This window comes from Saccharopolyspora erythraea NRRL 2338 (assembly GCF_000062885.1).
In the GTDB taxonomy this organism is placed as follows: domain Bacteria; phylum Actinomycetota; class Actinomycetes; order Mycobacteriales; family Pseudonocardiaceae; genus Saccharopolyspora_D; species Saccharopolyspora_D erythraea.
Map to the genome: position 1 here is coordinate 7,599,759 of NC_009142.1, position 20,006 is coordinate 7,619,764.

Genomic DNA, 20,006 nt, shown 5'->3' on the forward strand with positions numbered 1-20,006 from the left:
TTGATGCAGGCCACGGCTGGATCGAGCCGACAGGACGGATACTGCAATGCAAGGACCAAGGGAGTAGGGGGCCCAAGTGGCGACCGGGACCACGGTGTTCAGCCGCGTGACAGTGGTGGCGCCGACAACTCGCATCGACCTGGCGCTGCCCGCAGACGTCTCGGTGGCTGACCTGCTACCGATGCTGCTGGAAATGGCCCGCGAGGCCACTCCGGACGGCGGTTCGCGGCACGGCGGCTGGTGCCTGGCCAAACTCAGCGGCGACGAGCTCGACCCCAGCCAGACGCTGGCGTCGCTGGGCATCGTCGACGGCGACATGCTGCAGCTCCGTCGCAGGTCGGACAACCCCCCGCCGCCGTTGTACGACGACGTCGTCGACGCGCTGGCCGAGGCCGAACCGGGCAGCTACCGCCCGTGGACGAAGGAGACCGCGCAGAAGCTCGGCCACATCTCCGGCGTGCTGGGCCTGGTCGCCGCGGCGGCCGCGATCGGCGTCGCCGGTCCCGCGGGAATGCTGCACCCTGAGCTCGACAGCACGCTGGCGATGGTCTACCAGATCGTCGCGGCGGTCGTCGGCGTCGCGGTGGCGATCCTGGCGACCGGTGTCGGCTCGATGGTCACCCGTGCCTACGGGGCGTCCACGACCGGCACCGTGATCGCGGCGGCCGGCGGGCTGCCGATGGCCTTCGTCGGCGGCTTCAACATCGTGCCGGGCTCGTCGCTGGCGCCGAGGCTGCTGCTGGCCAGCGCGCTGGTGCTGATCTTCGCCGCGATCTCGATCATGGTGATCGGCGCGGGCATCGTCACCTTCATCGCCGCCGCCACGGTGTCGGCCTTCGGCACCATCGCCTTCGTCATCGCGACGCTGGTCCCCCGTGCCGAGACGCACGCCGCGGGCATCGCCGCCGGTGCGGCCGCGGTCGGTCTCGCGGGCATCTCGCTGCTGCCGCGGATCACGATCCAGCTCGCCAAGCTCCCGCTCCCGCACGTTCCCGGCAGCGCCGAGGACCTGAAGGAGGACCAGGGCTTCCCGGACTACCGGCAGATCGAGCGCCAGACCGGTCTGGCCCACCGCTACATGACCGGCCTGATCATCGGCTGCGGCCTGACCGCCGCCATCGGTGCGATCCTGTCGGCCGCAGGCCCCGCGGTCTGGGGTCCGCTGATGTCCGCGGTCGTCTCGGCGGTGCTGCTGCTGCGCGGCCGCAACTACGCCAACGGCAGCCAGGCCATCGCCCTGCTGCTGTGCGGTCTGCTCGCCGCCCTGGGCGTGGGCATCGGCCTGATCGTGCAGGTGGCGCTGTCGCCGCTGTGGGTCGCGTGGGTCTTCCCGCCGCTGCTGCTGCTCGGCGTGCTGGCGCTGGTCTTCGGCGTGGTGTTCCCGAACCGCAGGTTCTCGCCGGTCCAGCGCCGCATGGTCGACATCCTGGAAGCGGTGCTGATCGCGCTGGTGCTGCCGCTGGCCTTCGGCGTGATGGACCTCTACATGGCGGTTCGCGACCTCAACCTGAACTTCTTCTGAGGGGCGGCGTGATGCGCTCCAGCTTGACGCGCCGCAGGAGCGTGCGGCGCACCTTGGCGCTGTCGGCGGTGGTGGGCATCGCGGTCTTCGGACCCGCGATGCCCGCCGCCTCCGCGCAGCCGTTCGTCGGCCCGCCACCGCTGCGTCCGACGAACACCGTCGGCGGACCGCTCTCCCCGCAGCCGGGGTTCGAGCAGACCCAGGGGTGCATGCAGGCCAACACCGGGGACTCCACGATCGAGGAGAAGCCGTGGAGCCAGCTCGCCCTGGGCTTCGAGCAGGCGCACGAGCAGGGTCTGACGGGCTCCGGCAAGACCGTCGCGGTGATCGACACGGGGGTGAACCAGCACCCGAGGCTCTCCCTCACGGGTAATGGCGGGAGCGCGGTCCCGGACGGCAGGGGAGCAAACTTCGACTGCGACGGGCACGGCACGATCGTCGCGGGCATCATCGCGGCGCATCGGGACGACAGCACCGGTCTCATCGGGGTCGCTCCCGAAGCGCAGATCATGTCGATCCGGCAGTCTTCGAAGCTCTTCCAGAACAAGGCGGAGAAGAAGACCGTCGGCGACACCCAGACGATGGCGCAGGCGATCACGCAAGCCACGAACAGCGGCGCCAGCGTTATCAACATCTCGCAGTCGTCGTGCCAGACCATCGCCCAGGCCAGCAACCCGGCGGACGAGCACAACAACCGCCTGTACCAGGCGGTCAAGAACGCCTTCGACCGCGGCGTCGTCGTGGTCGCCGCAGCCGGCAACGCCGATGGCGCCTGCCAGAAGAACCCTTCGGGCAGCCCGACCACCGCGGTGCTGCCCGCCTGGTTCGACGAGTACGTGCTGACCGTCGGCTCCGTCGGGCAGGAAGGCCAGCCGTCCGAGTTCACCGTTCCCGGTCCGTGGGTTGACGTCGCGGCGCCGGGCGAGAACCTGATCTCGCTCGACCCGGGGAGCGGCGGCAGCGGCCTCGCCAGCCAGATCGCGGCGGGCGCGGACGGGCAGATGCAGCCCATCCAGGGCACCAGCTTCGCCACTCCGTACGTCTCCGGACTCGCCGTGCTGATCAAGGAGAAGTACGAGAAGGCGGGCACCCCGCTCAGCGCCGGTCAGATCATGGACCGGATCAAGGCGACCGCGATGCACCCGGGTGGCAACAACGGCCGCAACGACATCGTCGGCTACGGCATGATCGACTTCATGGCGGCGCTGGGTGACATCGTGCCGCCCGAGCACGGCAAGCTGCCGGCGCCGATGAAGCCGACCCGCCTCAGCGCGGATGTGATCCCGCAGAAGGACTACCCCGCCCTGCTGGTCGCCCTCGGCGGCTCGGTCGGCGGTGTCGCCGCGGTGATCTTCACCGCTTTCCTGGTGAACGCGGTGCGCAACGTCCGCCTGCGGCAGGCCGAGGCGGCGGCAAAGACCAAGTCGCGGCGCGAGTAGCGCCACGTACGGCGAAGGCCCGGTGCCGGTCCACGTAGGACCGGCACCGGGCCTTTTAACATCGGCATGAAAAATAGAAGGCCCGGGACTCTCCGATGTGGAGGGTCCCGGGCCTTCTCGTCGTCTCAGAGCCTGGGCGTCTGAGGTTCTGCCACCCGCGCCGCCGCGCGAGATGAGCCCGAAGACAGAACTTCAGATCTTCGGGGGCGGGGCGTCCCCGACACCTGCCGACCCGCGCTTGGGTGGCATCGGGGGCTTGGGGAGCGGCTTCGGCTTCGCGGGCTTGTCCTCGGACTGCTTGGCGTTGTCGGGGTCCTCGCCGTACACCGCGGGCGGTGCCGACTGCGGGGCGCCGAACAGCTCCTCCGAGCTGCTCTTGAGCCGCGACTTGTTCTGGCGCTCCTGCGCGCCGCCCTGCGCGCCCATCGCGCCGCCCATCATGCCCATCGGCATCATGCCGCCGGCCATCCCGCCGCCCGCGGCGGCCGCGGCCCCGCCTGCGGCGGCGCCCGCGCTCGCCGCGACGGCGGGCGGCGTCGCCGACGGCTCCGCCGCGCCGGAGCTGCCGCCCGGCGACAGGTCGGGGGCTCCGCCCCCGACGCCCCCGGCGGCGGACGCCGCGCCTGCGGCGCTCGCTCCGCCGCCACCGGTGCCCCCACCGGCGCCGGCGCCCGCGCCCTCGGGCGCGGCCGGCGCGGGAGGCGCAGGCGCGGCCGCGGGCGGTGCGGGCGGCTCGGGAACGGAGGACTGCCAGTTCTGGGCGGGCATCCGCTTGTCGAACTGAAGCTCGCCGATCTCGCGGCCGGACTGGAGCTCGTCGCAGAACCGGGCGAAGGCGCCGAAGACGTCCTCGACCGCCGAGAACAGCTCACCCGCCGGGCCTTCCAGGTCCTCCAGGTGCCTGCGGGCCCGCTGTTCGCCGTCGACCGGGACGACGAGCGCCTGCGACACCGCGTCGGCGGTGTCGGTGACGGTCTGCCCGATGTCCTCGACGAGCGCCTCGACGGCGTCGGCGGTGTGGTCGAGGGCCTCTGCCAGCGCGCGCATCGCGTCGACGATGTCGTTGCCCGCCAGTCCGGTTTCCCGCATGTGGGCCAGGAAGGCGTCGGCGTCGGCGCCCTGCCACGACTTGTCGATGCCGCCGAGCTTGCCCGCCACGCCCTGCGCGGACTTCTCCACGCGGTCGGCGGTCCGGTGCCAGACCCGCGCGGCCTCGCGGAGGGCGTCGACGCGCCCGACCGCCTCCTCGAAGCGCTCGTGAACGGGTTCCGGCGCGTCGAGTTCGGCCGCGACCCTGGTCAGGTACTCGAGGTGCTGCGAGACCTCCGCGGCGATCCGCCGTGCGCTCGGCATGGTCACCACTCCTGCTTCCGCGCGATGTCCCTGGCGTTGTCGTCGTCGCCGCCGGTGTGGAAGTCCACGACCTGGCGCAGCTCGTCACCCGCGCCGGTCAGCACCTCCGCCGCGCGGTGCGTCTGGTCCTTGAGGAGCGTGGCCAGCCGCTGGTAGGAGTCCACCGCCCCGGCCCGGCGGCCCAGCTCGCCGAACGCCTCCGGCTCCAGGTCCGCCGCGTCGAGTCCGGCCCGGGCCTCGGCGACGTCCTCCCCGGCCGCGCGCACCTCGTCCGAATACCGCGTCAACCACTCGGTGTCGACCTGGATCCCCGGCATCCCGGCACCTCCCACGTCAGTCGCTGATTATGCGGCTCCGCCCGCAGCACCGGGAAGGTGCTGCGGGCGGATTCGCTGTTCCCTCGGACGTTGTCAGGGCCGGTTCGGTTCCCCGGCGTGGCGGACGGGGTGCTCGCACCCCGTCCGCGGTGTCAGCTGCCTGCGGTGGTGGCCCCGCTCTGCTGCTGGTTCTTCTGCGGCGGCGGGCGGTTGACCGCACCCGGCGGCACCGGGATCGAGTCGTAGACGAAGCTCGCCTGCGCCGGGTCGAGGAAGTCACCGCTGGGCAGCGTCGGCGGGATGCCGCGGAGCAGCCACGACGGGGCGTCCTTGATGTCGAGCGCGGTGCCGATCACACCCAGCGCCTGCGCGGTCGCCACGTCCTTGATGCCGTAGGTGACGCCCTGGTCGGACACCAGCGAGATCGGGCCGCTGCCCGCACCGGACTCGTTGGCCGTCCCGCGCACCACCGCGGCCTTGCCCGCCGGCATGAAGAAGTAGTCCACCTTCGGGCCGGAACCGTCGTACTGGGCCAGCTTCACGGCGGGCTTCACCGCGGGCGTGCCCTTGTTGGTGGTGACGGTGATGTGGTGCTCACCGTTGATGTTCTCCCAGCTCAGGCAGGACGTGTCGGCCTGCTGGAAGCCCAGCGGGGTCGGCACCGCCATCGGGTAGCCCGAGACGTTGATCTCCTGCTGCTTCGGAGCGTCCGGCGCGTCGGTGACGGCACCGGTCATGTCCGGGATCTCCTTGCTGCTCTCGCGGGAAGCGTGCAGGACACCGGCGGCACCGGCGCTGATCCGCTGCTTCCCGTTCTGCATCAGCACGAAGTACTCGTTGGGCTGGTTCGGGATGGTCCGCTTGACGACGTCGCCGACCTCCTTGCCCTGCATGTAGTCGATCGGCGTTCCGGCGCCCGGCACGCTCGGCACCCTCATGACCGGCACGCCCGGCGCGTTCGGGATCGCGTTGAGCATGTTGGTGCTGATCGTGCGCGGCGTCTTGCCGCGCAGGCGGTAGATGTCGGCGACCACCGAGTCGGTGCGGTCGATCTCCGACTTGACCGCCTGGGTGCGCTGCTTGCCCGGCAGGTTCTCCACCCGGTACACCAGGTAGCTCTTGCCGGAGGACTGGTCCTTGACGTAGAGGGACTGCTCCGGATCCAGCGGCGTGCCGTGGTGGTTGTCACCACCGATCACGACGGTCTCGACCTTGGCGGAGCGCTCGATCTCGGCCGAGTTCAGGGTGTCCTTGACCTGGCCGACGTCGCAGACCGCCCACGCGGGCATCGCGCCGTTGTTCGCCGCGGGCAGGTACGTCGGCGCGTTGACGATTCCCGTCCTCGGACCGCGGGGGAACTCCGCCAGCGCCGATTCCTTGACCGTGGTCGGCGTCACCGCGCCGCCCTGACCGCCGCCCTGCGCCATCACCAGCAGCCGCGCCGACGCCATGTTCAGCATCGGGATCAGCCGTTTCTGCGCCTTGTCGTCGGCGGTAACGACGAAGACACTTCCGCTTTCCTTCGCGATCACGATCGAGCCGGGTTCCGGCACGGTGCCCTTGCCCGCGAACAGCCCCCAAACGAGAAACCCGATCAAACCGATGCACGCGAGGACGGCACCGACCACCGTGGCCCTCTTGTGGGAGCCCATCGGATCGTGCAGCATCACCGCGTCCTTGCGCACCAGCGCCGATTCCATTCGGCGCAGCACGAACCGATATGCCTGGACCTGTGACTTGGTTGTGGGTGTTGATGCCATTCTTCGCCTACAGCTCTCCCGTCCGAGGTACGGTTCGGCATGCTAGCCGCACAGAGGCACCGAATGGGTACGGTTCCGCCGACTCCATCAGTATTCTCTTCACGCGGCTGCGCCAGACAGTGACCCACGCCTGCCGCGTGCCGCACTTACCTGCGAGGGGGAGAGACCGAACGGATGTCCGTGACCACACAACATCCGGCCCAGCCGAAAGCCTCCGGGCCCGCCAGTGCGCAGCGCACGCGCATCCGCGCGCGACGCCGCACCAACGGCGCGACCCTCGGGGCCATTCCGGTGGCCAACATCGTGCTCATCGAGGTCGGCCTGGCCATCGGCCTGATCCTCGTGCTGATCAACCAGACGCTGTGGCCGGTCTCGGCCGGGGTGGCCGCGCTCGCGCTGATCATCGCGCTGCTGCGCCGCCGGGGCCGCTGGTTCACCCAGTGGGTCGGCCTGGTCTTCGAGTACCGCTCGCGCGGCCACACCAGGGTGTCGCACCCGCTGACGGTCGACGTCCTGGAACCCGCGGAGGACAAGGACGGCGACGGGATCATCGGTCCTGACGAGAACCACCGCGTCGCGCTGCTGCGGCTGGTCGTCGAGGACCTGGTGATCGCCCGCAGCCAGGACCACGACCGCAACCCGGTCGGCATGGCCTGGCACAACGGCAAGTGGACCGCGGTGCTCGCGGTGGAGCCGACCCCCTCGCTGCTCAACCCGGTCGGTTCCGCGCCGAACCTGCCGCTGGGCGTGCTCGCACCGTGCCTGGAGGACCGCGGCGTGGTGCTCGACGCGATCCAGGTCATCTGGCACTGCTACCCCGGCAGCGCGTCGCTGCCGTCGAGCTCCCCCGCGCTGAACTCCTATCTGGAGGTCCTCGGCCCGCTGGCCGCCGCGGCGCGGCGGACCACGTGGGTCGCGGTCCGGCTGGACCCGCAGCGCTGCGCCAAGGCCATCGGCGAGCGCGGCGGCGGTGTCCTCGGCGCCCAGCGCGCGCTGATCGGTGCGCTCTCGCGCGTGCGGAACGCGCTGGAGCGGCAGGGGATCCCGACCCACCCGCTGGACCCCGACGAGCTGCTGCAGGCCGGTGTGGCCTCGGCGGAGCTGCAGTCGGTTCTCGGCTCGCAGCGCCCTGTCGGACTCAAGGAGCGCTGGGACGGCGTCACCGCGGGTGGTGTCGGCCACTCCAGCTATGCCATCACCAGCTGGCCGGGCCAGATGAGCGGCAGCCTCAACGCGCTCACCGGCATCCGGGCGCTGTCGACCAGCATCGCGCTGTCGATCTCCCCGGCCGGCGAGGACGGCGAGGTCGGCCTGCGCGGGCTGGTGCGGGTCAGCGCCCGCACGCCCAGCGAGCTCAACGCCGCCGACGACCGGCTCAAGTCGATCAGCGGCCGCCTCGGGCTGACCCTGACCCCGCTGCGCGGCATGCAGCTCGCCGGCTACGCCGCGACGGTGCCGCTGGGAGGTGCGGCATGAGCCGAACCAGGACCATCGACACCCCGGGCAACAGCGGCGCGGCACCGCAGTTCCTGGTCACCCCCGAGACCCTCGACGCGGTCAGCCCTTCCGGCGACCGCGGCGGCATGGTCATCGGTTCGGACCCGACGGGCAAGGCGGTCGCGGCCTCGATCCTGCGCCCGCAGCCGACCCGCATGGTCACCGTCGGCGGCCTGTACCTGGCCCGCCAGATCGCGCTGCGCGCGATGGCCACCGGCGCGTGGGTCGTGGTGGCCACCGGGCGCCCCGCGGCGTGGAAGGTGCTCGAGCGCGCGGCGGGCCAGACCCCCGACGGCAAACCGGTGCCGCTGGCACAGATCCGCAGGCTCAGCCCGTTCGACCTGCCCAGGGCCAGCGAGGACGCCCCGCTGCTGGTGATCCACGACGGCGGTGCGGTCCCGCAGGAGCTGTTCCCGCCCCGCGCGGCGTGGCAGACGACGATGTACGTGCTGCCGTACCTGCACCCGCAGGTCGGCAGCGGCACCGCGGCCAACGCGGCGGACCTGGTGCTGCTGCAACGGCTCCCGCTGAACCAGGCGCAGCTCGCGCAGCGCATCTGGTTCCTCCAGCCGCCGCAGGTGCAGCAGCTCACCCAGCTCAAGGACGACACCATCATCGCGCTGGGCAACATGGCCTGGGCGCCGATCCAGCTGGTGACCCGCGAGAAGGAGCAGGCCATCCTGGGCCCCATCCGCCGCGGCGACTGAGCGGGCGCGGAACCGACGAAGCCCCGGACCTCCGCGGTCCGGGGCTTCGTGCGTCCACTCAGGACTTCAGCGGCGGCGGGTTCCGGCGCAGCCGCAGCCCGATGCCGCCGGCGGCCAGGAAGACGACGCCGACCAGCAGCACCACGAGCGGGCCGCTGAGCGCGCCACCCGTCCAGTCCCACACCGCCTCCGGCACCGACACCGTCACGCCGACCACGCCCAGCACGAGCAGGACGGCGGCGCGTTCGGCCAGGTAGGCGGCGAAGCAGCCGAGCGCGATCAGCAGCGTCAGCCCGTAGCCCCACCACGGCTGCTCGGAGGTCAGCGGGTACTGCGACCCGGCGAGGGCGATCACCACGCCGGCCCCCAGCGCGGTCTGGCGGTGCCGCAGCGCACCGGTGGCGGCGAGCGCCGTCCACACCGCGCCCAGCGCCACCAGCGCCGTCGTCATCAGCGGCGTCGACTCGCTGAACCACTCCTCGCCCGCGGAGACCACCACGCCGACGCTGAAGCCGACGGCCACCACCAGCAGCGGCAGCCCCCGCACCACGGCGTAGCCGAGCAGCGCGACCAGCAGGCCCGTCGCCGTGGCGGCCAGCGACTCGTAGGCGTCCACGCCGCTGCCGACCGCCAGCGCCGCCGTGCAGGCCCCGAGCGCGAACAGCACTCCCACGATCCGGCCGCGCGGTGACGCCGGCTGGGCGGCGAACGCGCGCGCACCGCGCGGTCCACCGGCGATGACCAGACCGGCCGCGGCCAGCGCCAGCGTCGCCGCGACGAGCAGACCGACGCGAGCCGGGCGGGTGAGGTCCTCCCAGGACATGCCCACCAGCAAGGATGCCCCGCCGAGCACGAGCGCGCCGCCGATGTAGCCGAGCACCTCCCAAAGCCCGCTCCCGGTGCTCTCCGGCGCCGCGCGCGGGGAGTCGAGTTCCTCGAGAACGGCCGCCACCTGCTCGCGGGTCAGCACACCCCGGTCGGCCAGCCGCTCCAGCCGTGCACGTTGTTCCGGCGACAGACGATGCGTTTCGTTCATGGGATTTGTTGGCGGCGGAGAACCTTGCCCTTGGGCATGTTGACGAGCCGCCTGCCTCCTCTCGGCGCTATGCTGATCAAGCCCTTCCGGTGTTCCCACGGGGTGTGGGACGTGGCCTGTGGAGCGGGTGTAAGACCTCCGGGCGTTTTCTGCGTCCCTCGCCTTAACCGGGGAGGCAACCGGCGATGAAGCAGGAAGCTTCCGCTGCGAGGCGGAAGGGATTCCCCCAGCTTCAGCTGTGGGGAGGAAACCCATCCCCGCCAGTACAACATCGGAGCGCGGGTTTCGCGGTGAGCACTTCTACTCACTCCGCGGCGATCAGCACGCCCGTGCCGGCGCTGAGCTGGCCGCAGACGACCCGAAACGGTTTCGGCTATCCGCCGAGCCCGAGGGTGCGCACGGCGCGTGTGCGGGCGGCACGGTCGGCGAGCTCTTCGTCGGACGGGTAGTCGACGCCGACGAGGGTCAGCCCGTGCGCGGGCGCCACGGTGCTGGTGCGCTCGGCCGCGCGCAGCGCCTCGGCCGGCCAGGTCCGCGAGCGGCGGCCGTCGCCGACCATGAGCAGCGCGCCGACCAGGCTGCGGACCATGGAGTGGCAGAAGGCGTCGGCGCTGACCCGCGCCACCAGCAGGTGCGGTTCGGCGCGCTCCCACGAGAAGCGCTGCAACTCCCGCACGGTGGTCGCGCCCTCGCGCTGCTTGCAGAACGCGGCGAAGTCGTTGAGCCCCAGCAGGTCCTCGGAAGCGGCGTTCAACGCGTCCACGTCGAGCGGACGGTTCCAGGACAGGGTGTCCCGGCGCCGCAACGGGTCCACACCCCAAGGCGCGTCGGAGACCTGGTAGCGGTAGTGCCTGCGCATTGCCGAGAACCGCGCGTCGAACCCCGCCGGAGCCACCCGTGCGCCGAGCACCCGCACGTCACCGGGCAGGATCCGGTTCCAGCGGTGGCGCATCCGGTCCAGATCGGGGATCCCGTGCTCGTCGAGCGGCAACCGCCCGCCCTCGTCCGGAGCCGAAGGCACGACGTCGACGTGGACGACCTGTCCCGTCGCGTGCACCCCGGTGTCGGTGCGCCCCGCCACGACGACCGAGCGCGGCACCGAACGGCCCGGGGGCTGCTTGCGCAGCGCGTCCTCCAGCAGCCCCTGCACCGTGCGGCGGTCGGGCTGCTTGGCCCAGCCGAAGAAGTCGGTGCCGTCGTAGGAGACCTCCAGACGCAGACGGACGAGCCCGCCCTCCCCGGAGGGAGCGGCGGGCTCGTCCACGGCGTCGCTGCGCGCAGGGATCAGGACTCGTCCTTCTTCTCCGCGGCAGTGTCCTCGGCCTTGGCCTCCTCGGCCGGAGCCTCGGTGGACTCGGCCTCGGTCGACTCGGTGGTCTCGGTGGTCTCCTCGGCCTTGGCCTCGGTGGCCTCCGCCTTGGCCTTCTCGTCCTTGGCGAACTTGGTGCCGCGGGCCGCCTCGGCCTCGGCGGTGACGGTCTTCTCGGTCACCAGCGCGATCACGGCCATCTTGGCGTTGTCACCACGACGCGGCATCGCCTTGACGATCCGGGTGTAGCCACCGTTGCGGTCGGCGAAGTGCGGACCGATCTCGGCGAAGAGCTTGTGCACGACGTCCTTGTCGCGGATGGTCTTCATGACCTCGCGACGGTTGTGCAGGTCGCCCTTCTTGGCTTTGGTGATCAGACGCTCGGCGAGCGGCCGCAGCCGTTTCGCCTTCGCCTCGGTCGTGGTGATCTTCCCGTGCTCGAACAGCGAGGTGGCCAGGTTGGCCAGCATCAGCCGCTCGTGCGACGGCGACCCGCCGAGACGCGCTCCCTTGGTCGGGGTGGGCATCGGTTGCTCCTCTCAAGGCGCGGATCGGTTCCCCTCACCGCGCGAAACAGCTACAGCTGCTCTGTCTCCGCGTAGTCCTGGCCGTCGTCGTAGCCGTTGTCCTCGACCCGGCCGAGACCACCGACGGTCTCGGTCTCCGAGGCCCAACCCTCGGACGGGTACTCCGCCGCGGCGGCGGACGGGTCGAACCCGGGCGGGCTGTCCTTGAGCGACAGGCCCAGTCCGACCAGCTTCAGCTTGACCTCGTCGATGGACTTCGCACCGAAGTTGCGGATGTCCAGCAGGTCGGCCTCGCTGCGCGAGACCAGCTCGCCGACGGTGTGGATGCCCTCCCGCTTGAGGCAGTTGTAGGAGCGCACCGTCAGGTCGAGGTCCTCGATCGGCATCGCGTAGGCCGCGATGGTGTCCGCCTCGGCGGGCGACGGACCGATCTCGATGCCCTCGGCGTCGACGTTGAGCTCGCGCGCGAGCCCGAACAGCTCCACCAGGGTCCGCCCCGCCGAGGCCACCGCGTCGCGCGGCGTGATCGACGGCTTGGTCTCCACGTCGAGGATCAGCTTGTCGAAGTCCGTCCGCTGCTCGACACGGGTCGCCTCGACCTTGTAGGTCACCTTCAGCACCGGCGAGTAGATCGAGTCGACCGGGATGCGGCCGATCTCGGCACCGGTCTGCTTGTTCTGCACCGCCGGGACGTAGCCGCGACCACGCTCCACGACCAGCTCGATCTCCAGCTTGCCCTTCCCGTTGAGGGTGGCGATGTGCAGATCGGGGTTGTGCACCGTGACACCGGCGGGCGGCACGATGTCGGCCGCGGTGACCTCACCGGGGCCCTGCTTGCGCAGGTACATCGTGACCGGCTCGTCCTCCTCGGAGCTGACGACCAGCTCCTTGAGGTTCAGGATGACGTCGGTGACGTCCTCCTTCACGCCCGGGATCGTGGTGAACTCGTGCAGCACACCGTCGATGCGCAGGCTGGTGACCGCCGCACCCGGGATCGACGAGAGCAGGGTGCGCCGGAGCGAGTTGCCGAGGGTGTAGCCGAAGCCCGGCTCCAGCGGCTCGATGACGAACCGGGAACGGGTCTCGGCGACTGCCTCTTCGGCCAGTGAAGGTCGCTGGGAGATGAGCACTTGAGTTTCCTTTCCTCACGGCGCCCGCTATTTGACGCCGATGGGACGCGTGCCCGCTCGAAGCGGGCCGGTGGCGGTGGTATCGGCCCACCACCACCGCGACTGCCACCGCCGGCGACCACGTGGTGGCCGCCGGCGGAAGGCGTCACTTCGAGTAGAGCTCGACGATGAGCTGCTCGGTGACCGGGGTGTCGATCTGCGCGCGCTCCGGGCGCTGGTGCACCAGGATCCGCAGGTTCGAGGGCACGACCTGCAGCCAGGCCGGGACCGGGCGCTCGCCGATGGTCTCCTTGGCGATGATGAACGGAGTGGTGCCCAGCGACTTCTGCTTGACGTCGATGATGTCCCACTTCGACACCTGGTAGCTGGGGATGTTCACCTTCTTGCCGTTGACCGTGAAGTGGCCGTGGCTGACCAGCTGGCGGGCCATCCGCCGGGTGCGGGCCAGGCCCGCCCGGTAGACGACGTTGTCCAGCCGGCACTCCAGCACCTGCAGGAGGTTGTCACCCGTCTTGCCGGGACGCCGGTTGGCCTCCTCGTAGTACGAGCGGAACTGCCGCTCCAGCACGCCGTAGGTGAACTTCGCCTTCTGCTTCTCCTGGAGCTGCAGCAGGTACTCGGTTTCCTTGATCCGCGCGCGGCCGTGCTGGCCGGGCGGGTACGGCCGGCGCTCGAACGCCTGGTCGCCCCCGACGAGGTCGACCTTCAGACGGCGGGACTTGCGGGTCGCGGGACCGGTGTAACGAGCCATCTTCTATCTCTCCCTTCCCGCGATCAGACCCGGCGCCGCTTGGGCGGGCGGCAGCCGTTGTGCGGCTGCGGGGTCACGTCCTGGATCGTGCCGACCTCGAGACCGGCGGCCTGCAGCGAGCGGATCGCCGTCTCACGGCCCGAGCCCGGGCCCTTGACGAAGACGTCGACCTTCTTCATGCCGTGCTCAGCAGCCTTGCGGGCGGCGTTCTCGGCGGCCATCTGCGCGGCGAACGGGGTGGACTTGCGGGAGCCCTTGAACCCGACGTGGCCGGCGGAGGCCCAGCTGATCACCGCACCGGTGGGGTCGGTGATCGAGACGATGGTGTTGTTGAACGTGCTCTTGATGTGCGCCTGGCCGTGAGCGACGTTCTTCTTTTCCTTGCGCCGCACCTTCTTGACGGCGCCGGCGCGAGACTTGGGTGGCATATCTGTCGTGGTCTCCTAGCGAGGCTTACTTCTTCCCGGCCTTCTTCTTGCCGGCGACCGTCTTCTTCGGGCCCTTGCGGGTGCGGGCGTTGGTCTTGGTCCGCTGCCCGTGCACCGGGAGGTGGCGGCGGTGCCGCAGCCCCTGGTAGCACCCGATCTCGATCTTCCGGCGGATGTCGGCCTGGACCTCGCGGCGGAGGTCACCCTCGAGCCGGTAGTTCTCGAGCGCCTCGCGCAGCTTCGCGAGCTGGTCGTCGTCGAGGTCCTTCGGGCGAACGTCGAACGAGATGTCCGTCGCCCGCAGGATCTCCTTCGAGCGGGTACGGCCGATGCCGTAGATGTAGGTCAGCGCGATCTCCATCCGCTTCTCGCGGGGGAGGTCGACGCCGGCGAGCCGTGCCATCTGGCAGGTCTCCTTCGTTGTCGCTCCAGGTCTGCTCCCTCACCATCTGCGCATCGGGTGCGCAGCCCCGGCCTGGAGCCCGGGGGTCGGCCCGCTCGCTCTTGAACGGGCAGGTCGAAAGGGAGTTCCTTCACTTGTGCCTGCGTTCGCGGTGCCTGGCACCGCGATCCGCGATCAGCCCTGGCGCTGCTTGTGGCGCTGGTTGTCGCAGATGACCAGGACGCGCCCGTGGCGGCGGATGACCTGGCACTTGTCGCAGATTCGCTTCACACTCGGCTGGACCTTCACGGTCGTGCTCTCCTGCTCGGACGCGTGTCCGGTCTCCCGGACACCGTGGAGGTCACTTGTAGCGGTAGACGATGCGCCCACGGGAAAGGTCGTAGGGCGAGAGCTCCACAACGACCCGGTCCTCGGGCAGGATGCGGATGTAGTGCTGACGCATCTTGCCACTGATGTGTGCGAGGACCTTGTGCCCGTTCTCCAACTCGACGCGGAACATCGCGTTGGGGAGCGGCTCGATCACGCGACCCTCGACCTCAATGGCCCCGTCTTTCTTGCCCATGTCCTCCGCGTTTCGTGACGGTGACGGTTTGTCGACAATTCCTTGTCGCACCGCGAGCCCCGGTCTCCCGGGTACCGCGGCGGACACACCACTACCTCGGTTCGAGGAGCCGGGGTAACGTGCCACGAGAAGGCGATCACCCGTCCGGCCGGGTCGACGAGGACCCGGTCCGATCAGCGCGGCCTCTGTGAGCACAGGCACAACGAACCGACGCAGCCAGTGCGCCGTTGCTCCACTGTACGCGGCCGGTGGAACCGCCTCCACATCGGGGCAGGCCGACTGCGCAGGCAGTTCGCCCGGGCGGGGGTCTGCGACCACCCCATCCGGACCGGCTCGGCGGTTGCGGGGCCGATCAGCCGCTCATTACCTTCGAGATCGCTTCGCTCGCGGGGCCGCACTGCCAATCCAACGAGGAGAAACGTGACCGCCCACCACGACCAAAGCAGCCCGGACTCGCCGAAAGCCCTTTACGACAAGGCCGTGGCCGGAGCGGCGACGATGCTCGACGAGTACCGCACCTTCTTCGCGACCGCGCTCCGCAACCCCCGCATGGTCGGCGCAGCCACGCCCACGTCGTCCGCGGTGGCGGCCACCGTCGGCCAGGTGGTGCCGACCACCGGCGAGCCGGTCGTCCTCGAGCTCGGCCCGGGCACGGGCTCGCTGAGCAACGGCATCCACGACCGGCTGCCCACGGGCGCCCGCCACATCGGCATCGAGCTCGGCGCCGACATGGTCGAACACCTGCGCGAGCACAAGCCGTGGATGGAGGTCGTGCACGGCGACGCGGGCGATCTGCTCTCCATCCTCGACCAGCGCGGGATCGGAAAGGTCGACGCGGTCGTCAGCAGCATCCCGTGGTCGCTGCTGGACGACGACGTCCAGGACCACATCCTCAAGCAGGTCACCGAGGCCATGGCCCCGCACGCCGCGTTCACCGCGCTGACCTACCTGCCCGCCGACCGCACGGCGGGCGGGCGCAGGTTCCGGGTCCGGCTGGCCGAGACCTTCGACGAGGTGCTCACCCACACCACGTGGAAGAACTTCCCGCCGATCCTGCACTACCTCTGCCGCAGGCCGCTGGTCTGACGCACGCACCTACGAGGCGCCCCCGCCATCCGGCGGGGGCGTCCTTCGTTCGGGCACCCCAACGACGCGGAACGATCCGGTGAAGTCCGGCGGACACATCGGGCGAGCTGCACCATGGGCGCACCGGGGAGCGGCTACGGTCGGTCGCATTCCCGAGCCGACAGGCAGGAGCACCCGTGAGCACGCGCGCCAAGCTCCACGAGTACCGCACGTTCCTCTCACGCGCCCTGCACCGGCCCGGGGTGGTCGGCGCGGTGCTGCCGACCTCGCACCACGTCGCGGCCGCGGTCGCGACCGTGGTGCCCACCACCGGCGCGCCGGTCGTGGTCGAGCTCGGTCCCGGCACCGGCGCCCTCAGCGGCGAGATCAGGGCCCGGCTGCCCGAGCGCGGGCGGCACCTGGCGGTGGAGATCGACCCCGCGATGGTGCGCTACCTGCGCCAGGCGAAGCCGTGGCTGGAGGTCGTCGAGGGCGACGCGGCGAGGCTGCGGGAGCTGCTGAGCGCCGTGGGCGTCTCGAAGGCCGACGCCGTCATCAGCAGCATCCCCTGGACCCTGCTGCCCCCGGCGAAGCAGCGGGAACTCCTGTCCGAAGCCGCCGCGGCGCTCAACCCCGACGGCGTGTTCACCACGGTCACCTACCTGACGACGCTGTGGCGAGCAGCGACCCGCGAGTTCGTCGGAGCCCTGCACGAGACGTTCGACGAGGTGATGCCGCGCAGCGCGGTGTGGCGCAACGTGCCGCCCAGCCGCGTCTACGTGTGCCGCCGGCCTCGGATCGAGCCGGACGCGGGGGGCGAACCCGCGTGAGGAGCGATCACGAGCGCCCCCGAAGGGCCTGAAGCTTGCGATGACCCAGCAGCCCCGAGAACCACAGCAGTCTCACCAGTCCCGGAAGACGCCAACAGACCCGTGCGTCCAGCAGCACGGAAGCCTCAGCCCCCGGGCGGTGATCAGTCTTCGGGCTGGGTGAGCACCCAGGGACCGTCCTCGGTGATGGCGACGGTGTGCTCCCAGTGCGACGCCCGCGAGCCGTCGGTGGTCACGACGGTCCACTCGTCGTCGAGCTCCACCGTGTCGGCCGAGCCCAGCGTCAGCATCGGCTCCACCGCGATGGCCATCCCGACCTTCAGCTTCGGGCCCCTGCCCGGCTTGCCGAGGTTCGGCAGGAACGGGGCCATGTGCATCTCGCTGCCGATGCCGTGGCCGCCGTACTCCTCGATGATCCCGTAGTCGATGCCGTCGGCCGCCGCCGAAGCCCGCGCCGAGCTTTCCACCGCGTGCGAGATGTCGCTGAGCCGGTTGCCCGCCCGCACCTGCTCGATCCCGGCCCACATCGACTCGCGGGTCGCGTCGGAGAGCTTCTGGTCGCGCTCGCTGATCGGGCCGACGCCGATGGTCACCGCGGAGTCGCCGTGCCAGCCGTCCAGGATCGCCCCGCAGTCGACCGAGAGCAGGTCGCCCTCGGCCAGCACCTCGTGGCGCGACGGGATGCCGTGGACGACCCGCTCGTTCAGCGACGCGCAGATCGACGCCGGGAAACCCTGGTAGCCCTTGAAGGAAGGCACCGCTCCCGCGTCCCTGATGACCTGTTCGGCGACCGCGTCCAGCTCACCGGTGCTCACGCCGGGCTGCGCCTTCGCGGTCACCGCCGCCAGCGCGCGGGCGACGACCAGACCCGCCGCACGCATCGCCTGGATCTCGCCGGTGGACTTGAGCTCGATGCCCTTCCCTCTCCGCAACACGCGAGTCCCCTCCGGCTCAGGCCGGCGTGCGCAGCGCCTTGAGCGCGCGCTCGGTGATGTCCTCGACCGAGCCGACGGCGTCGATCCGGATCAGCTTGTCCCGGTAGTAGTTCAGCAGCGGAGCGGTCTCCGAGCCGTAGACCTGCAGCCTGCGCCGGATGACGTCCTCGGTGTCGTCGGCCCGGCCGCGCCCGAGCAGGCGCTTGACCAACTCCTCCTCCGGCACGTCGAACTCCAGCACCGCGGTCAGCTCGGTGCCCTTCTCGGCGAGGGAGCGCGCCAGCACGTCGGCCTGCGCGGTGTTGCGGGGGAAACCGTCCAGCAGGAAACCCTCGGCGGCGTCGGGCTCGGCCAGCCGCTCCAGCACCATCTCGTTGGTGATCTCGTCCGGAACCAGCTCACCCGCGTCGAGGTAGCGCTTGGCCTCTTCTCCCAGCGGGGTGTTGTTGCCGATGTGGTACCGGAACAGGTCGCCGCTGGAGATGTGCGGCACCGAGAGCTGCTCGCTGAGCACGGCCGCTTGGGTGCCCTTGCCCGCACCGGGCGGGCCCACGAGAACCAATCGCACCAAGGGTCTGCCTCCGAATCAATCTGGTGGCCTCGCGCCACCTTCGCCGAGCGCTGGCGGTATCCGTCACAGGGCGTTCGCCGGCCGCGCGACCGGCATCACGATCCAGCTCACCTTACGCAAGGAAGCCGGGCGGCCGAACGGGACCTCCGTCCCGGGTCTCCGGGACCTCCGCCGGAGGACTCGCCGGGCCGGGGCCGATCCGCACCGACCGTCCAGTCTAGCGGAGGAAGCCCTCGTAGCTGCGCTGCGTGAGCTGGCTCTCGATCTGCTTCACGGTGTCCAGGCCGACGTTGACCATGATCAGCACCGCGGTGCCGCCGAACGGGAAGTTCTGGTTCTGGCCCTGACCACCGGTGATGCCGAGGAAGAAGTTCGGCAGGATCGCGATGATGCCCAGGTAGAGCGAGCCCGGCAGCGTGATCCGGGAGAGCACGAAGTTGAGGTACTCGGCGGTGGGCCGCCCCGGCCGGATGCCGGGGATGAACCCGCCGAACTTCTTCATCTCGTCCGCCCGCTCCTCGGGGTTGAACGTGATCGAGACGTAGAAGTAGGCGAAGAAGACGATCATCGCCATGTACAGCAGGATGTGCACCCAGCTCGCCGGGTCGACGATGTAGGTCTGGATGAACTGCGCCCACCAGGTGTTCTGGTTGCCGGCCAGCTGGCCCAGCAGCTGCGGCAGGTACAGCAGCGAGGAACCGAAGATCACCGGGATGACACCGGCCTGGTTGACCTTCAGCGGCAGGTAGGTCGAGGTCCCGCCGTACATCCGGCGGCCGATCATGCGCTTGGCGTACTGCACCGGGATGCGGCGCTGGGCCTGCTCGATGAAGACCACGGTCGCGATGATCGCGACGGCGAAGGCGCAGACGACCGAGAAGACCAGCCCGCCGTGCGAGTTGAGGATGTTGCCGCCCTCGGCCGGGACGCGGGCCGCGATCGAGGTGAAGATCAGCAGCGACATGCCGTTGCCGATGCCGCGCTCGGTGATCAGCTCGCCCATCCACATCAGCAGGGCCGCGCCTGCGGTCATCACGATGACGATGACGATCAGGTTGAGCACCGAGTCGTCCGGGATCACCGGGACCGAGCAGCCCTGGAACAGCTGGCCGCGGACGGCGAGCGCCACGACACCGGTGGCCTGCAGGACCGCGAGCGCGATCGCCAGGTACCGGGTGTACTGCGTCAGCTTCGCCTGGCCGGACTGGCCTTCCTTCTTGAGCTGCTCGAAGCGCGGGATCACCACCTGCAGGAGCTGGATGATGATGCTCGCGGTGATGTAGGGCATGATGCCCAGCGAGAGCACCGACAGCTGCAGGAGCGCACCACCGCTGAAGAGGTTCAGCAGGGAGTAGACGCTCTGGCTGCCGCTGCCCTGGAGCTGGACGATGCACTGCTGGATGTTCGGGTACGACACCCCGGGGGAGGGGATCGTGGCGCCGAGCCGGTACAGCACGACCATGCCCAGTGTGAACAGGATCTTTCGCCGCAGGTCCGGCGTCGCCAGAGCCGAGCGGAAGGCGCCGAGCACGCGAACCTCCTGTACGCGAGCCGGTCGGGACCGGCCAGGGACGATGGCCGGCTTCCAGCAGCCGGCACGGCGGGAAACTCACACGCAGCGACGCGTCGGACGCGGCGCTACGGCGCGACTCTAGCAGGCCGCGCGGTGGACACAGGCAGCGACCGAGGGCTCACCACTGATCATCGATTCGCCCTCAGCGAAATGCGCTGCGGCGAAACCGCACGACCGCACCGGTTGCCATTTTTCACATGCGGCGCTTGTGTTTCCGCTGGATCGGGCGTCGCCCTCGCCCGGTAGCGGAGCGCATGCGAAGCCCTCGGTGCCGACCACGGACGGTCGCTA

21 protein-coding genes are annotated in these 20,006 nt (G+C 70.4%); 6 read left to right on the forward strand and 15 right to left on the reverse strand.

Features of this window, described 5'->3' with window-relative positions; all coding sequences use genetic code 11:
* Positions 1-76: 76 nt before the first annotated feature.
* Together eccD and mycP are read left to right on the forward strand one after the other, a co-directional pair.
* Positions 77-1,522: a type VII secretion integral membrane protein EccD gene (gene eccD / locus SACE_RS32700; protein WP_009943253.1), complete on the forward strand. Its 1,446-nt coding sequence runs from the start codon at positions 77-79 to the stop codon at positions 1,520-1,522.
* Positions 1,523-1,533: 11 nt separating this feature from the next.
* The gene (mycP, locus tag SACE_RS32705) at positions 1,534-2,961 is read left to right on the forward strand and encodes a type VII secretion-associated serine protease mycosin (RefSeq protein WP_031334448.1); all 1,428 of its coding nucleotides are present in this window, start codon (positions 1,534-1,536) and stop codon (positions 2,959-2,961) included.
* A gap of 192 nt (positions 2,962-3,153) precedes the next feature.
* Here mycP and SACE_RS32710 read toward each other — a convergent pair whose 3' ends face one another.
* The 3 genes from SACE_RS32710 to eccB all read right to left on the reverse strand — a co-directional run bounded on the left by SACE_RS32710 (position 3,154) and on the right by eccB (position 6,391).
* Positions 3,154-4,314, reverse strand: coding sequence for a WXG100 family type VII secretion target (locus SACE_RS32710; protein ID WP_011875161.1), 1,161 nt, complete (start codon positions 4,312-4,314; stop codon positions 3,154-3,156).
* A gap of 2 nt (positions 4,315-4,316) precedes the next feature.
* Positions 4,317-4,631: a hypothetical protein gene (locus tag SACE_RS32715; RefSeq protein WP_009948679.1), complete on the reverse strand. Its 315-nt coding sequence runs from the start codon at positions 4,629-4,631 to the stop codon at positions 4,317-4,319.
* Positions 4,632-4,783: 152 nt separating this feature from the next.
* Positions 4,784-6,391 (reverse strand): type VII secretion protein EccB, encoded by a 1,608-nt coding sequence (gene eccB / locus SACE_RS32720; RefSeq protein WP_081468359.1) that lies wholly within the window; start codon positions 6,389-6,391, stop codon positions 4,784-4,786.
* A 174-nt stretch (positions 6,392-6,565) separates the two neighbouring features.
* Here eccB and eccE point away from each other — a divergent pair, with 174 nt between their 5' ends.
* Together eccE and SACE_RS32730 are read left to right on the forward strand one after the other, a co-directional pair.
* Entirely contained in the window at positions 6,566-7,867 is a 1,302-nt protein-coding gene (gene eccE, locus SACE_RS32725) for a type VII secretion protein EccE (protein WP_011875162.1), read from the forward strand.
* Positions 7,864-8,595 (forward strand): hypothetical protein, encoded by a 732-nt coding sequence (locus tag SACE_RS32730; RefSeq protein ID WP_009948676.1) that lies wholly within the window; start codon positions 7,864-7,866, stop codon positions 8,593-8,595. Before eccE ends, SACE_RS32730 begins: the two co-directional genes overlap by 4 nt.
* A 58-nt stretch (positions 8,596-8,653) precedes the next feature.
* Here SACE_RS32730 and SACE_RS32735 read toward each other — a convergent pair whose 3' ends face one another.
* The 9 genes from SACE_RS32735 to infA form a co-directional block, all read right to left on the reverse strand.
* A complete protein-coding gene (locus SACE_RS32735; protein WP_009948675.1) occupies positions 8,654-9,631 on the reverse strand; it encodes a DUF2157 domain-containing protein in 978 nt (325 codons plus the stop codon).
* Between the two features lie 373 nt (positions 9,632-10,004).
* Positions 10,005-10,895 carry a tRNA pseudouridine(38-40) synthase TruA gene (gene truA, locus SACE_RS32740; RefSeq protein WP_009948674.1) on the reverse strand — a complete coding sequence of 297 codons (891 nt, stop codon included), beginning with the start codon at positions 10,893-10,895 and terminating at the stop codon, positions 10,005-10,007.
* A 20-nt stretch (positions 10,896-10,915) separates the two neighbouring features.
* Positions 10,916-11,467 carry a 50S ribosomal protein L17 gene (gene rplQ / locus SACE_RS32745; RefSeq protein WP_009948672.1) on the reverse strand — a complete coding sequence of 184 codons (552 nt, stop codon included), beginning with the start codon at positions 11,465-11,467 and terminating at the stop codon, positions 10,916-10,918.
* A gap of 50 nt (positions 11,468-11,517) precedes the next feature.
* Positions 11,518-12,597: a DNA-directed RNA polymerase subunit alpha gene (locus tag SACE_RS32750; protein WP_009948670.1), complete on the reverse strand. Its 1,080-nt coding sequence runs from the start codon at positions 12,595-12,597 to the stop codon at positions 11,518-11,520.
* 145 nt (positions 12,598-12,742) lie between these two features.
* On the reverse strand, positions 12,743-13,348 hold the full coding sequence (gene rpsD / locus SACE_RS32755; protein WP_009948669.1) for a 30S ribosomal protein S4: 606 nt from the start codon (positions 13,346-13,348) through the stop codon (positions 12,743-12,745).
* A gap of 23 nt (positions 13,349-13,371) precedes the next feature.
* Complete coding sequence (gene rpsK / locus SACE_RS32760; RefSeq protein WP_009948668.1) at positions 13,372-13,776, reverse strand: 30S ribosomal protein S11; 405 nt, start codon at positions 13,774-13,776, stop codon at positions 13,372-13,374.
* Positions 13,777-13,801: 25 nt separating this feature from the next.
* Complete coding sequence (gene rpsM / locus SACE_RS32765) at positions 13,802-14,179, reverse strand: 30S ribosomal protein S13 (protein WP_009948667.1); 378 nt, start codon at positions 14,177-14,179, stop codon at positions 13,802-13,804.
* Positions 14,180-14,353: 174 nt separating this feature from the next.
* Positions 14,354-14,467: a 50S ribosomal protein L36 gene (gene rpmJ, locus SACE_RS32770; RefSeq protein WP_009948666.1), complete on the reverse strand. Its 114-nt coding sequence runs from the start codon at positions 14,465-14,467 to the stop codon at positions 14,354-14,356.
* A 52-nt stretch (positions 14,468-14,519) separates the two neighbouring features.
* Positions 14,520-14,741, reverse strand: coding sequence for a translation initiation factor IF-1 (gene infA / locus SACE_RS32775; RefSeq protein ID WP_009948665.1), 222 nt, complete (start codon positions 14,739-14,741; stop codon positions 14,520-14,522).
* 420 nt (positions 14,742-15,161) lie between these two features.
* Between infA and SACE_RS32780 the strand changes: the two genes are divergently transcribed.
* Both SACE_RS32780 and SACE_RS32785 read left to right on the forward strand, forming a co-directional pair.
* Positions 15,162-15,827: a class I SAM-dependent methyltransferase gene (locus SACE_RS32780; protein WP_009948664.1), complete on the forward strand. Its 666-nt coding sequence runs from the start codon at positions 15,162-15,164 to the stop codon at positions 15,825-15,827.
* A gap of 176 nt (positions 15,828-16,003) precedes the next feature.
* On the forward strand, positions 16,004-16,636 hold the full coding sequence (locus SACE_RS32785; protein ID WP_009948662.1) for a class I SAM-dependent methyltransferase: 633 nt from the start codon (positions 16,004-16,006) through the stop codon (positions 16,634-16,636).
* A 143-nt stretch (positions 16,637-16,779) separates the two neighbouring features.
* Here the strand turns inward: SACE_RS32785 and map are convergent, their stop codons facing one another.
* The 3 genes from map to secY all read right to left on the reverse strand — a co-directional run bounded on the left by map (position 16,780) and on the right by secY (position 19,673).
* The gene (map, locus tag SACE_RS32790; protein WP_009948661.1) at positions 16,780-17,571 is read right to left on the reverse strand and encodes a type I methionyl aminopeptidase; all 792 of its coding nucleotides are present in this window, start codon (positions 17,569-17,571) and stop codon (positions 16,780-16,782) included.
* A gap of 16 nt (positions 17,572-17,587) precedes the next feature.
* A complete protein-coding gene (locus tag SACE_RS32795) occupies positions 17,588-18,142 on the reverse strand; it encodes an adenylate kinase (RefSeq protein WP_011875166.1) in 555 nt (184 codons plus the stop codon).
* A 217-nt stretch (positions 18,143-18,359) separates the two neighbouring features.
* Positions 18,360-19,673, reverse strand: coding sequence for a preprotein translocase subunit SecY (gene secY / locus SACE_RS32800; protein ID WP_009948659.1), 1,314 nt, complete (start codon positions 19,671-19,673; stop codon positions 18,360-18,362).
* Between the last annotated feature and the right edge of the window lie 333 nt (positions 19,674-20,006).